Source organism: Bacillus sp. FSL M8-0049, assembly GCF_038593355.1.
Lineage (GTDB): Bacteria > Bacillota > Bacilli > Bacillales > Bacillaceae > Bacillus > Bacillus safensis.
The window spans coordinates 1962937-1976029 of record NZ_CP151986.1 but is presented as its reverse complement, the minus strand read 5'-3'; the positions used below and the strand labels follow the sequence as shown (position 1 = coordinate 1976029).

Below are 13093 nucleotides of genomic sequence, written 5' to 3'. Positions count from 1 at the left end.
TGTAAGGAGGATATATCAATGAAAATAACAGCAATAGAACCAACGCCAAGTCCGAATACCATGAAGGTAATTTTGACAGAAGCACTTGCTGGCGGTAAAAGCAACAACTACAAAAAGGATCAAAAAGACGAAGCGCCAGAAATGATCAAGCGTATTTTAAGCATTGAAGGTGTAAAAGGGGTTTATCATGTTGCAGATTTCTTAGCGGTTGAGCGAAATGCAAAGTTTGACTGGCAGGGTATTTTACAACAGGTTAGAGAAGCCTTTGGACAAGAAACAGAAGGTCTTCAGGAAGGATCGCAGTCAGGCGATGACACATTTGGTGAAGTGAAAGTGTTTGTCCAAATGTTTAATGGGATTCCAATGCAGGTCAAACTGTCAGACGGTGAAAGAGAAGAGCGGTTTGGCATGCCTGAACGTTTTCAAGCAGCCATTTTAAAGCTTAGAAGCAGCTCAGACAATGTCGTGTTTGAACGTGTGTGGAAAGAACACGGCGTTCGTTTTGGAGAATTTGCTGATATCGGTCAGGAAGTCACAGAGGAGCTGCAAGCAGCCTATGATGATGAGCGTTTAGCCCGCTTAACAGAGGCAGTGAAAGAAGGGCAGGAAGCTGTAGATAGACAGGTGAACCGAAAGGCATATGATGTAACAGAAGACATGCTGCAAGAGGAAGATTGGAAAAAACGTTTTGCCCATTTAGAGCAAATGCAGCCAGAGCTAAAGGATATACCTGTTTTAATGAAAGCAATGGAGGATCCCAAAACGTCTATTCGCAGACAAGCCGTTGTGAATGCTGGCATGATTGAAGATCCTGCCATTCTGCCTATTTTATATAAAGGGCTCGAAGACAAAACAGTGACGGTCCGCAGAACGGCTGGTGACTGTATTTCTGACCTTGGTGACCCGAGTGCTAGCGAAGCCATGATCGCAGCATTAAAGGACCCGAGTAAGCTCGTCCGCTGGCGTGCAGCTATGTTTCTTTATGAAGAAGGGGACGAAACGGCACTTGAAGCATTAAAAGAAGCAGAGCAAGACCCTGAGTTTGAAGTCAGTCTTCAAGTGAAAATGGCGATTGAGCGCATTGAGCATGGAGAAGAAGCAAAAGGCTCTGTATGGAAGCAAATGACAGAAAGTAGAAAGAATGCATCAGAATGATGAGAAAGATGAACAAGCTGCCAATGAAAAGCAGCTTGTTTTTCTAAAAATGATAGACAGAAAAATTTTTTTAGAAAAATTATTTTGAATATTGTTGAAATATGCGAAAAAACTCTATATAGTAGTACCAATATAGAATATTGGAGGTCAGATTTTATGACACGAACCTTGCTGAGCGCTTGCTTCAGCAGCCATGTTAGTCATCGGTCATTCATAGGTGGCTAAATAAACAGAAAATTTGTAAAATAAAATCAACTCAAAATCATGCAGTCAACAAGACTTGTAGTATAGGAGGCTTTTTAAACAGATGGCAGAACTACGCAGTAACATGATTAAACAAGGAATCGACAGAGCACCTCACCGAAGCTTACTAAGAGCGGCGGGGGTAAAGGATGAGGATTTCGGCAAGCCATTTATTGCCGTATGTAATTCCTATATTGATATTGTCCCAGGACATGTCCATCTTCAGGAATTCGGGAAGATTGTGAAGGAAGCCATTCGTGAAGCTGGCGGAGTGCCATTTGAATTCAATACGATTGGCGTCGATGATGGAATTGCCATGGGTCATATCGGGATGAGATATTCATTGCCAAGCCGTGAAATCATTGCGGACTCTGTAGAAACCGTTGTATCTGCTCATTGGTTTGATGGAATGGTTTGTATTCCTAACTGCGATAAAATCACACCAGGAATGATGATGGCAGCGATGCGCGTGAATATCCCGACTGTCTTTGTGAGCGGGGGACCGATGGAAGCGGGTAGAACAAGTGACGGCAGAAAAATTTCTCTTTCTTCTGTGTTTGAAGGCGTTGGTGCATACCAGTCAGGTAAAATCAATGAAGAGGAATTAAATGAATTAGAGCAGTTTGGCTGTCCAACCTGCGGATCTTGTTCAGGTATGTTTACAGCTAACTCAATGAACTGTTTAGCGGAAGCACTCGGGATCGCTCTTCCTGGAAATGGAACGATTTTGGCGACATCACCAGAACGAAGAGAATTTGCGAAGAAGTCTGCAAAACAACTCATGGAGCTCATCAAAAAAGATATTAAACCACGGGATATTGTCACTGAAAAAGCAATTGATAATGCATTTGCATTAGATATGGCTCTTGGTGGTTCAACCAATACCGTTCTTCACACATTGGCAATTGCGAATGAAGCAGGTGTTGAATATTCACTTGAACGTATCAATGAAGTAGCAGAACGTGTGCCTCATTTATCAAAACTTGCTCCAGCTTCAGACGTTTATATTGAGGATTTACATGAAGCTGGCGGTGTTACAGCGGCACTAAATGAATTGTCTAAAAAAGAAGGAGCTCTTCATTTAGATACAATGACTGTCACTGCGAAAACGCTTGGCGAGAACATTGCGGGGCATGAGGTAAAAGATTATAACGTCATTTATCCAATTGACAAGCCATTTACTGAAAAAGGCGGCTTAGCCGTTTTATTTGGAAACCTTGCGCCAGATGGAGCCATCATTAAAACGGGCGGGGTACAAGACGGGATCACACGCCACGAGGGGCCTGCGATCGTATTTGAATCCCAGGAAGAAGCCCTTGAAGGTATCATTAATAGAAAAGTAGAAGCAGGACATGTTGTCATCATTCGCTACGAAGGACCTAAAGGCGGACCTGGCATGCCTGAAATGCTTGCACCTACTTCACAAATCGTCGGCATGGGACTTGGACCAAAGGTTGCTTTAATTACAGACGGACGTTTTTCCGGCGCTTCTCGCGGATTGTCTATTGGACACGTCTCTCCAGAGGCAGCTGAGGGCGGCCCGCTTGCATTTGTTGAAAATGGTGACCATGTCGTTGTCGATATCGAACAGCGCATTTTAAGCGTAGATGTTCCAGAGGAAGAATGGGAAAGAAGAAAAGCAAACTGGAAAGGCTTTGAGCCAAAAGTGAAAACGGGTTATCTTGCTAGATATTCAAAACTTGTGACATCAGCCAATACAGGCGGAATCATGAAAATTTAATCTGATATCGAACATTTGAAAATTGGCTCTCTCTATAGTATCCTTTATTCACAACATAAGGATTATAGAGGGGGCTTTTTTATGTCAATGGCATATGAAGAATACATGCGCCAGCTCGTTGTACCGATGCGTCAAGAGCTGACAAGTGCAGGATTTCAAGAACTAACAACGGAAGAAGAAGTAGAACAAACGATGCAAGAAGCAGAAGGAACGACATTTGTAGTTGTTAATTCTGTATGCGGGTGCGCTGCCGGCTTAGCACGCCCAGCTGCTACTCAAGCTGTGATGAAGGCAGAAAAAACTCCAGATCGAATTGTCACAGTTTTTGCTGGTCAGGACAGGGAAGCAACGGCAAAAATGAGAGAATACTTCACAGGCGAAGAGCCATCGTCTCCATCTATGGCACTTTTAAAAGGAAATGAACTCGTTCATTTTATTCCGCGTGACGAGATTGAAGGTCATGAAATGGAAGACATCATGAACAACGTCTTATCTGCATTTGAAAAACATTGCTAATACACATGTTGAAATGTCCTGTGATCAAGTCAGGGCATTTTTTCTTGATCATGATGGAGGAACCGCATGCTTATCACAACAAGCTTTAGAGCAAATCAACAAACAATTGAAACAGCAAAAGCCCTTGCAGAGGATTTACATGGTGAGTATGTAGAAAGGCGCAAACAATCCGTCAAGCAGCTTGCGATGAAACGAGGAGATGTCCTTGTTGTGGGGAAAGAAAGATTTGAATGGTATCAGCCAAATGGTGAAAAGTTCTTCTTCCATCCAAGCTCAGCGATGTTCAGGGTGAAGCGGCTCATGCGCGGGGAAAAGGATCCTTTAATCGAAGCCACGCAGCTTCAGCCGGGCGATTCCTTTTTAGATTGTACGCTTGGCCTAGGATCAGATGCCATTACAGCAAGCCTGCGAGTAGGTGCGAATGGAAGGGTCGTCGGTATCGAAAAGAATCCGATGACAGCATTGCTAGTGCGAGAAGGATTAAACACATGGGAGACAGGGGTAAGAGAGGCAGATGAGGCGATGAACCGGATATCTGTTGTAAGTGGAGACAGTATCGAGCAGCTAAAAAAGCTCTCTGATGAATCATTTGATGTCGTCTATTTTGACCCGATGTTTGAGGAGACGATTCAAGAATCTGCAAGTATCGCACCGCTCCGTCATGCGGCAGAGCACCACTTTGACCACGAAACTGCCGTCCAAGAAGCACTGAGAGTGGCGAGAAAAAGAGTGGTTTTAAAAGATCATTGGAAAAGCACCCGATTTCTAGCAGAATCCTATCAATTTCACGTTTTAAAACGAAAAACAGCCCAATTTCATTATGGATATATTGAGAAAGAAAAAAGCCCTCGCTAAAGGTTCAGGTGTGCAGACAATTCTTTTTAATTCCTTGTCAATCATCTAAAAAAGCCCTTATTCAGGGCTTTTAATCTGTAATCTCCATATAGACAAAATAAAATAATGTCAGCAAGGAAGCTGTAATAAAAAAACCTTCAAGCATACCCATTCCTCCCAAATTTTAGTCGTCATTACTGCCATTGTAAACGTTTTATTATGAAAAAGAAAGTCTCAAATCGATGACCAAATTGAATGACTGAAAATTCATTATATGCTAGAATAGCAGTATGATAACTTATGGAAGGAATTAGATATCATGAAGATGTGGATGAGAAAAACGCTTGTTGCGCTCTTTACGATTGCAACTTTTGGTTTAGTCTCTCCTCCGTCGGCTTTGATGACAGACAAGCCCTCTGAACTTTCTTCATCTGATAAAACGCCTTATACAGCTGTTTATGATACATCAGATGAAATGCGCAGCTGGGAACTAACGCAAGAGGAAAGCAAAGAACAGTTAGATCCCTTTGAGCAATATAAGCAAGAGGTGCTGTCAAGTGCAGAAAATCAATCCTTTCTCAAATTTGGCCGTAAAATCACACCTGTCATTGAGGACGAGTACAGAGAAGAGATTCAGCCGAAGATTGAACAAGTGTTAACCGACTATTTAACAAATTTCAAAGATGACGAAAAATTTCAAGATGTTGTTTTAACTGATCAGCCTTCAAGCGGAAATGGCGAAAAAATCTTCCACATTTACAACCGCAAGACCGGAGAAGATTTGCTCCGTTTTCATGTCAGAAGAGATCAGCCGCCTCACAGCGGATATTGGTTTAACTTTCATTACCATACAGCAGAAGATGGATTCCAGACGCATCACGAACTCGGTAATATTTACTGGGACAAAAACACCCCGCCGAGCTGGATGAGCCACTAGAAGGAGATGTCATGCCAATTGAAAAAATATACAATGAACGAAATGGTGCAGATTACAAAACAAATGTTAAACGATCGCGGAGTGAAAATTGAAGATATCGCACACATTGTGCTGAAGCTCCAAGAAAAATATCATCCAAACCTTCCACTTAGTGTCTGTATTGAAAATGTTGAAAAAGTGCTGAATAAAAGAGAAATTGTCCATGCAGTTTTAACAGGACTTGCCCTTGATCAGCTGGCAGAAAAAAAGCTCTTGCCAGAACCTTTACAGCACTTAGTTGAAACAGATGAGCCGCTATATGGAATTGATGAGATTATTCCGCTTTCCATTGTCAATGTATATGGATCAATCGGTTTGACCAACTTCGGTTATTTAGATAAAGAGAAATTTGGTATTATTCGTGAATTAGATGAAGGCCGTCCAGGTGAAGTGCATACTTTCCTTGATGACCTAGTCGCTGCACTTGCCGCAGCAGCTGCAAGCCGCATTGCTCACTCACACCAAGATATTAAGGATGAAGAGCAGGAACGAGTGAATCAAGCATAAAAAGAAAAACATGTCTGCTCATCATGCAGGCATGTTTTTTTGGTTTCAAGAAAAGCCGAAATAAGGTAAACTACAACAAGAACATAAATAAAGGATGAAAAAAATGAAACAATACAAAGAGTTATGCCGTCATGTATTACAGCACGGGGATGAAAAAGGTGACAGAACGGGTACAGGTACAATCAGCACGTTCGGTTACCAGATGAGATTTGATTTACAGGAAGGATTTCCTCTTTTAACCACAAAGAAATTACACCTGAAATCGATCATTCATGAGTTGCTTTGGTTTTTAAAAGGTGATACAAATGTCAAATATCTTCAAGAAAATGGTGTCCGCATTTGGAACGAATGGGCAGATGAAAATGGAGAGCTGGGCCGTGTATACGGTGCACAGTGGAGATCATGGGCGAGCGGAGACGGCGAGACAGTGGATCAGATCACAAAGCTGATTCATGATATTGAGCACAACCCGAATTCAAGACGACTGATCGTCAGCGCTTGGAACCCGGGGGAAATTGATCAAATGGCGCTGCCTCCTTGTCATTGTCTATTTCAATTTTACGTATCAAACGGGAAGCTTTCCTGCCAGCTATATCAAAGATCGGCAGATATCTTTTTAGGCGTGCCATTTAATATTGCTTCATATGCCCTTCTAACGATGATGATTGCCAAAGTCACAAATCTTGAGCTAGGAGAGTTTATTCACACACTCGGAGATGCTCATATTTATCAAAATCATCTTCCACAGGTGAAAATGCAGCTAGAGCGCGAGGAACGCACGCTTCCTACGCTTCGTATTACAAGAGATGTAAAGAGCATTTTTGATTTTACGTTTGATGATTTTGTGCTTGAGAACTATGATCCGCATCCGCATATAAAAGGAGAAGTCAGTGTATGATTTCCATGATTGCGGCGACAGGAGAAGACAGAGTCATTGGTCTAGATAATCAAATGCCTTGGCATTTACCAGCAGATTTAGCGTATTTTAAAAAAGTCACAGGCGGTCATACGATTGTCATGGGCAGAAAAACCTTTGAATCGATTGGACGAGCGCTGCCTAACCGCCGAAATATTGTGCTGACCACAAGTTCTTCTTTTAAAGCAGAAGGATGCGAGGTTGTTCATTCAATTGCTGATATTTTGGCAATTGGGGAAAGCGAGACAGAGTTATTTATCATTGGCGGGTCTAAGCTGTATGAAGAAATGATGCCATATGCTGATCGTCTCTATATCACGCACATTCACCATGCGTTTGAAGGAGACCGCTATTTCCCGTATTACAATGAAGATGAATGGACGATTGTATCACGCGAAAAAGGCCATCGTGACGAAAAGAACCCCTACAATTATGAATTTGTCGTATATGACAAAAAAGGATAAGTGAGTAGGAGGAGTACGGTTGTTTCGTTATTGGTTTTTAACGATTTATGTTGTTGTATCCTTTTTAAAAAGTATGAGGCATTTGTACGATCATGAATTAACGGATCCACGCATTTCCTATACGAAACGAATGCATCTCATTCATGAGCATGCAAAAAGGTTTTCCCGGGGATGTATTGATCAATCAGGATCAGTCATGACCATTCATCAGCAAAAGAAGCTGCCAGATGGCCCGGTTATTTATGTCACAAAAGAGCTGAATTCAGTCACGACGACATTATTGATCGGCCACCTTGAGAAGCCATTTGCTTTCATGGCAAAGCCGAAGCTCTTTCGGTATCCGATTTTAAAACAATGGCTCAAAAAAATGGCGGTTATCCATCAGAATCAAACGGATGAGGTCTTATTAGAAGAAGCAAAGGAAAGAATCGTGTCTGGGCAGAGTCTATTGCTTTCAGAAGCGTATCGTCATATTGCAGAGGCGCTTGCTGAAGAATACGATTGTCCGCTTGTACCAATTGAAACTAGCGGAACGGATCGTCTTTTAACTGGGAAGATCGTGAAAAGACTGCGTCCTGTTAATGTCGATATTCATATTAAAGCTCCTGTCATGATCAGTGATTACGCACAAAAACGTGCATAGAAAAAACCAGCATCCGAATAGTGGATGCTGGTTTTTTCATTCTATGCAGCAGGAATGTTTACGCAATAGAATAAAATACAGAAGAACATCGATGCGCTGCCGCCAAGAACAAAGCTGTGCCAAATCGCATGATGATAGGGAATTTTCCGCCAAATATAAAAGATGGTTCCGACTGAATATAATATGCCGCCTAACAGTAAGAGGCCAAATCCTGCACCTGTTAATTGGATATAAAGCGGTTTGATGGCGATGATGATCATCCAGCCCATTAATAAATAGACAAGGGTAGATACGATAATAAAGCGTTTGACGAAAAAGATTTTAAAGACAATCCCACCAGCAGCAAGCGCCCATACAATGGCAAGGAGCGTATAGCCGAGTGCACCTTTTAGTGGTCCAAGTAAAAAGGGTGTATATGTACCAGCAATCAATACATAAATAGCCGAGTGGTCGAGGATTTCAAAAATATCTTTTGTTTTTTTGTGCCGAATGCTATGAAGCAGGGTTGAGCTTAAATAAAGCAGCAGCATGGATGCACCAAATATCGAAAAGCTGATAATGTCTGTGACAGTGCCGTATTGAACAGCGAATAAGACGAGAAACACAATGGCTGGGATGGATAAAATAACACCTATGCCATGTGTAATGGCGTTTGCAATTTCTTCTTTTACAGTAAACAATGGATGTCCTCCTTTTATTGAACCGGTATATAACCATCAAGCGACTTCAGGAATGAAAGACCTTCAAGTGTAATCTTCGTTCCGGCCCTGCCTTTTCCTTTCGTCACGTATGCTTTTTTCTCAAGATCATCTAAGCGGTTTCGCACCTGCTGAGGGGTCAGCGGGATATCTCCTTGTTTGCTTAATTCAGATAAGATGCGCCTGCTGGCTGCTTCTCCTTTTTCATTAAGAGATTTAATGGCTTCCAGCAAGAAAACAAACTCTTGTTTTTCCATTAGTGTGAGCTGGTGTTCTTCCTTTTTACCTTTCACGGCTGAGGGAAGAGGTGCTAACACAAAGGGCGGTAAATGATGTAAAAATACCGTGTGGCCTTCGAGTATGGACGCAGCGTAATGAACGATATTTTTGAGTTCTTGGACATTTCCTTCAAATGGATACTGCTGCAAGGCTTCCCAAACACTTGGATCAATATCAGGTGCCATGTTCAGCTCTTGAAAGAAAACATTTGTTAACACAGGAATATCTGTTTTTCGTTCGGCTAAATCTGGAAGGGCCAAATGAAGAACATTCAGACGATAAAACAGCTCGGGTAAAAAGGTAGAAGAAACCCTGAGTGCCTCTATTGATAAAGACGAAGAAGCGATTACTTTTGTTGCAGGTGACGTTTCTAGAAAGTGAATGACCTGGTGCTGCATAGAAATACTTAATGCACCGATTTCATCTAAATAAAGAATTTGATTGTTTTTTTCTATGAAGGCTTTCTGTAAGGTTTCTTCATTCAAGATGGGGCAATACATGTGTGTCAGTGATGCGTGTGGAACAGATACGTTCGCCATTTCTTGGGCGAATAGCGTTTTGCCTGTACCGATGTCTCCTGTTATCAAGACCGGCTGTTCGTTTTTCGAAAATTGTTTTGCCAGATGAATTGCATGCTTGATATCTTGATGATCACCATAGATAGATGCGAATGATTGAGTGGCCATTGGGTGATTCCTTTCTTTGTGGTTCTAATTGGTTCAATTGTAACACCCAATTAAAACAAATGTACAGGAAAACGAAAAAGTTTATAAAATTTATGATGGATCCATGATCTATTGGTTTATTTTTTGAATATTCATGTTATAATGACAAATTAAATAAGGTTAAAGAGAAAGGATCTTGTACATGAAACCGTTGCTCAAAGAAAATACGCTAATTCAAGTGAAAGACATCTTAAAAGCCCATCAAAATTTGAAGGATGTAGTCATTCATACACCACTTCAAAAAAATGAGCGACTTTCTGAACGATATGAATGCAATGTCTACTTAAAAAGAGAGGATCTTCAAGTAGTTCGTTCCTTTAAATTAAGAGGCGCTTTTAATAAAATGAGCCAGCTTCCAAAAGATAAACTAGAAAATGGCATTGTCTGTGCAAGTGCAGGAAATCACGCACAGGGTGTTGCCTATTCTTGTAAATATTTAGGCATCCACGGGAAAATCTTTATGCCTGCTACGACGCCAAGGCAAAAAGTATCACAAGTGGAGCTGTTCGGAAAAGAATATGTTGAAATTATCTTAACCGGAGATACGTTTGATGATTCGTATCATGAAGCCGTAAAATGCGGAGATGAAGAGAAGCGCGAATTTATCCATCCGTTTGATGATCTGGATGTGATGGCAGGACAAGGAACGACTGCTGTCGAAATCTTAAATGATATCGAAGTGGAGCCTCACTTTTTATTTGCAAGTGTCGGAGGTGGAGGTCTGTTATCTGGTGTTGGTACATATATCAAAAATATCTCACCAGAAACCGAAATCATTGCAGTCGAACCGCTTGGCGCAGCTTCACTGCATGCCTCGCATGAGAAGGGCGAGGTTGTGACACTTGATTCGATTGATAAGTTTGTAGACGGAGCAGCGGTTCAGCGGATTGGCGAAAAGACGTTTACATCGCTTCAGTCTGTTGTCGATAAAATCAGTCTTGTACCCGAAGGGAAAGTGTGTACAACGATTTTAGAGCTGTATAATCAATGTGCGATTGTAGCAGAACCGGCAGGCGCATTGCCAATCGCAGCATTAGATGCTCATCGTGAGGAGATCAAAGGGAAAAATGTTGTCTGTATTGTCAGTGGAGGAAATAATGACATCGGCAGAATGCAGGAAATCAAAGAACGCTCGATGATCTATGAAGGGCTTCAACATTACTTTATTGTCAATTTTCCGCAAAGAGCAGGAGCGCTTCGGGAATTTTTAGATGAAGTGTTAGGGCCAAATGATGATATCTCACGCTTTGAATATACGAAAAAGAATAACCGAAGCAAAGGTCCTGCGCTAGTCGGCATCGAGTTGAAAGAAAGAGATGACTATGCAGCGCTGATTGAGCGGATGGATAGAAAAGGCTTTCACTATGTTGAAGTGAATAAAGATCAAGATTTATTCCACCTATTTATTTAGGCTTAACAGATAATTGGAAAAGAGGATTGATCGTTTGTGCTGCTCAAAACAATATGTTTTAGACGGATGGATGGAGCTCAGATCAAGGTAACAGAAGTCCCTGTTCTAAAGGGAGATGAGACGTATCGTTTCATGCTCACCTTTAGACTTGAAGCTTTCTTGAAAAAAGTCTATGTATCTAAAGGAAAGAGAACTGTGTACTCTTTCAGAGAGGATGTGAAACGTAACGTCAAGTGGAGCACATATGAACAGATCTATCAGGAGCCTACACTGAAACACAATGCGTAAGCAGGAATCTTTGTCAAAAGGGGTAAGCAGCCATTTTGAAGTGGCCGCTGCTCAGTTTGGCAAGGATTTTTTTCTTGACAAGAAGAAAATGTGACAATTTCAAAAACGTTAGGTCAGTTGTTTTCAAGTGTGCAGGAAATAAGGTAATATCATAAGTAAAGACTAAGACAGCAAGGATGAGACGATAGTGAAACAAATTAAAATTGTAACAGATTCAACTGTGGACCTTCCGCAAGAAAAAATCAATGATCTTTCCATTCACGTGATTCCGCTCAATATCTCCATTTCTGGAGTTGATTATATTGACCGGGTGAATATACAGCCAGATGAATTTATTGAGAAAATGGAGGCCGCTGAGGAACTGCCGAAAACGTCTCAACCTGCGATCGGTCAATTCGTCGAATTATATGAAAAGCTGACGGCAGATGGAAGCGAAGTGATCAGTATCCATTTAACTGGTGGTATGAGCGGTACTGTTCAAACTGCTGAAAGCGCTTCGAAAATGGTAGATGGAAATATCACGGTGATTGATTCGCATTTTATTTCCTATGGATTAGGATTTCAAGTCATCAAAGCAGCAGAACTAGCCAAAAAGGGTGCAAGCCGTGAAGATATTATCACAGAATTAGATAAAATCCGTCATCAAACAAAGCTATATGTCACGATCGATACATTAGAAAATCTCGTCAAAGGCGGCAGAATTGGAAGAGGAAAGGCGCTCATCGGCTCACTTCTTCACATCAAACCTATTGCCAGCTTGACAGACGGGGTATATACGCCAGAAGCGAATGTGAGAAGCTACTCTGCGCTTGTCCGCCATCTGACAAAACAGTATGTACAGGCGGTGAAGGGAAAAACAGTTCAAGCCATTGGGATCGCACATGCAGATGCATTAGAACTCGCTGAAAAGCTAAAAAAAGCGCTGCTTGATCACACACCTGAAGCACTGATTGACATCGCCTACACAACACCGATTATTTCGTGTCATACCGGAAAGGGTGCAATAGGCTTTACTTTTTATACCGATTGATAGAAAAAGGGGATGGACATATCATGGATAGAAAAAGGGGAGCCTTACTTGGTGCGCTTATGATGGTAAGCGTGCTTCTTTTAGTCTCATGTTCAAATGGACAAATCAAAGATGCTTTAAATTATCAAATAGAGCCGTTTGAGTTTGAAAACCAAGATGGCCAAAAGGTGTCATTGGATGATTTGAAGGGGAAAGTATGGGTAGCTGATTTTATTTTCACAAGCTGTGAAACGATTTGTCCGCCGATGACTGCTCATATGACAGAGCTGCAAAAACGGTTAAAAGAAGAAAAATTGGATGCTCATATCATTTCCTTTAGCGTGGACCCAGAGGTCGATTCACCGAAAAAGCTAAAGGAATTTGCAAAAGCCTATCCATTGTCCTTTAAAAATTGGGATTTTCTCACTGGGTATTCACAGTCAGAAATTGAAAAATTCGCAATGAAAAGCTTTAAAACCATTGTAAAAAAACCTGAAGATGAAGACCAAGTGATTCATCAGTCCCTGTTTTTTCTTGTCAATCAAGATGGGAAAGTGATGAAAAACTATGATGGGGTGCAAAACACACCTTATGATGACATCATCAAGGACATCAAAACGCTGAACCGAAGCTAGCATAAGGATGTTCAAATGGGCGAAAACATGATACACTTTTTTAATCAGAAAAA

General features: G+C 41.4%; 15 protein-coding genes. 13 read left to right on the top strand and 2 right to left on the bottom strand.

Annotated elements, in window-relative coordinates; all coding sequences use genetic code 11:
* Positions 1–18: 18 nt before the first annotated feature.
* The 9 genes from NSU13_RS10010 (at position 19) to NSU13_RS09970 (ending at position 7995) form a co-directional block, all read left to right on the top strand.
* Positions 19–1155: a conserved virulence factor C family protein gene (locus NSU13_RS10010; RefSeq protein WP_024428137.1), complete on the top strand. Its 1137-nt coding sequence runs from the start codon at positions 19–21 to the stop codon at positions 1153–1155.
* Positions 1156–1462: 307 nt separating this feature from the next.
* Positions 1463–3139 (top strand): dihydroxy-acid dehydratase, encoded by a 1677-nt coding sequence (gene ilvD, locus NSU13_RS10005; protein WP_024422739.1) that lies wholly within the window; start codon positions 1463–1465, stop codon positions 3137–3139.
* Between the two features lie 81 nt (positions 3140–3220).
* On the top strand, positions 3221–3655 hold the full coding sequence (locus NSU13_RS10000) for a BrxA/BrxB family bacilliredoxin (RefSeq protein WP_024422738.1): 435 nt from the start codon (positions 3221–3223) through the stop codon (positions 3653–3655).
* 66 nt (positions 3656–3721) lie between these two features.
* A complete protein-coding gene (locus tag NSU13_RS09995; RefSeq protein ID WP_342489490.1) occupies positions 3722–4510 on the top strand; it encodes a class I SAM-dependent methyltransferase in 789 nt (262 codons plus the stop codon).
* Positions 4511–4808: 298 nt separating this feature from the next.
* On the top strand, positions 4809–5426 hold the full coding sequence (locus NSU13_RS09990; RefSeq protein WP_024428139.1) for a YpjP family protein: 618 nt from the start codon (positions 4809–4811) through the stop codon (positions 5424–5426).
* Positions 5427–5444: 18 nt separating this feature from the next.
* Positions 5445–5972 (top strand): phosphatidylglycerophosphatase A, encoded by a 528-nt coding sequence (locus tag NSU13_RS09985; protein WP_024428140.1) that lies wholly within the window; start codon positions 5445–5447, stop codon positions 5970–5972.
* A 103-nt stretch (positions 5973–6075) separates the two neighbouring features.
* Positions 6076–6870 carry a thymidylate synthase gene (locus tag NSU13_RS09980; protein WP_342489489.1) on the top strand — a complete coding sequence of 265 codons (795 nt, stop codon included), beginning with the start codon at positions 6076–6078 and terminating at the stop codon, positions 6868–6870.
* Positions 6867–7352, top strand: a complete 486-nt coding sequence (folA, locus tag NSU13_RS09975) for a type 3 dihydrofolate reductase (protein WP_024428142.1) — start codon at positions 6867–6869, stop codon at positions 7350–7352. Before NSU13_RS09980 ends, folA begins: the two co-directional genes overlap by 4 nt.
* A gap of 19 nt (positions 7353–7371) precedes the next feature.
* Positions 7372–7995: a 1-acyl-sn-glycerol-3-phosphate acyltransferase gene (locus NSU13_RS09970; RefSeq protein WP_070326564.1), complete on the top strand. Its 624-nt coding sequence runs from the start codon at positions 7372–7374 to the stop codon at positions 7993–7995.
* A gap of 41 nt (positions 7996–8036) precedes the next feature.
* Here the strand turns inward: NSU13_RS09970 and NSU13_RS09965 are convergent, their stop codons facing one another.
* Positions 8037–8675, bottom strand: coding sequence for a hemolysin III family protein (locus tag NSU13_RS09965; RefSeq protein ID WP_024428144.1), 639 nt, complete (start codon positions 8673–8675; stop codon positions 8037–8039).
* A gap of 14 nt (positions 8676–8689) precedes the next feature.
* Positions 8690–9658, bottom strand: coding sequence for a sigma 54-interacting transcriptional regulator (locus NSU13_RS09960; RefSeq protein ID WP_342489488.1), 969 nt, complete (start codon positions 9656–9658; stop codon positions 8690–8692).
* 181 nt (positions 9659–9839) lie between these two features.
* Here NSU13_RS09960 and ilvA point away from each other — a divergent pair, with 181 nt between their 5' ends.
* From ilvA to NSU13_RS09940, 4 genes are all read left to right on the top strand, one after another.
* On the top strand, positions 9840–11108 hold the full coding sequence (gene ilvA, locus NSU13_RS09955; protein ID WP_024428146.1) for a threonine ammonia-lyase IlvA: 1269 nt from the start codon (positions 9840–9842) through the stop codon (positions 11106–11108).
* Between the two features lie 36 nt (positions 11109–11144).
* Positions 11145–11396, top strand: a complete 252-nt coding sequence (locus tag NSU13_RS09950) for a YpmP family protein (RefSeq protein ID WP_024428147.1) — start codon at positions 11145–11147, stop codon at positions 11394–11396.
* 187 nt (positions 11397–11583) lie between these two features.
* A complete protein-coding gene (locus NSU13_RS09945) occupies positions 11584–12426 on the top strand; it encodes a DegV family protein (RefSeq protein WP_111926535.1) in 843 nt (280 codons plus the stop codon).
* A 59-nt stretch (positions 12427–12485) separates the two neighbouring features.
* Positions 12486–13040, top strand: coding sequence for an SCO family protein (locus tag NSU13_RS09940; protein ID WP_029706009.1), 555 nt, complete (start codon positions 12486–12488; stop codon positions 13038–13040).
* Positions 13041–13093: the final 53 nt, after the last annotated feature.

Excerpts from the sequence above, each read along its gene's own strand:
- ilvD (WP_024422739.1), top strand. The coding sequence starts at position 1,463 with ATGGCAGAACTACGCAGTAACATGATTAAACAAGGAATCGACAGAGCA.
- NSU13_RS10000 (WP_024422738.1), top strand. The coding sequence starts at position 3,221 with ATGTCAATGGCATATGAAGAATACATGCGCCAGCTCGTTGTACCGATG.
- folA (WP_024428142.1), top strand. The coding sequence starts at position 6,867 with ATGATTTCCATGATTGCGGCGACAGGAGAAGACAGAGTCATTGGTCTA.
- NSU13_RS09940 (WP_029706009.1), top strand. The coding sequence starts at position 12,486 with ATGATGGTAAGCGTGCTTCTTTTAGTCTCATGTTCAAATGGACAAATC.
- NSU13_RS10010 (WP_024428137.1), top strand. The coding sequence starts at position 19 with ATGAAAATAACAGCAATAGAACCAACGCCAAGTCCGAATACCATGAAG.
- NSU13_RS09990 (WP_024428139.1), top strand. The coding sequence starts at position 4,809 with ATGAAGATGTGGATGAGAAAAACGCTTGTTGCGCTCTTTACGATTGCA.
- NSU13_RS09995 (WP_342489490.1), top strand. The coding sequence starts at position 3,722 with ATGCTTATCACAACAAGCTTTAGAGCAAATCAACAAACAATTGAAACA.
- ilvA (WP_024428146.1), top strand. The coding sequence starts at position 9,840 with ATGAAACCGTTGCTCAAAGAAAATACGCTAATTCAAGTGAAAGACATC.
- NSU13_RS09980 (WP_342489489.1), top strand. The coding sequence starts at position 6,076 with ATGAAACAATACAAAGAGTTATGCCGTCATGTATTACAGCACGGGGAT.
- NSU13_RS09960 (WP_342489488.1), bottom strand. The coding sequence starts at position 9,658 with ATGGCCACTCAATCATTCGCATCTATCTATGGTGATCATCAAGATATC.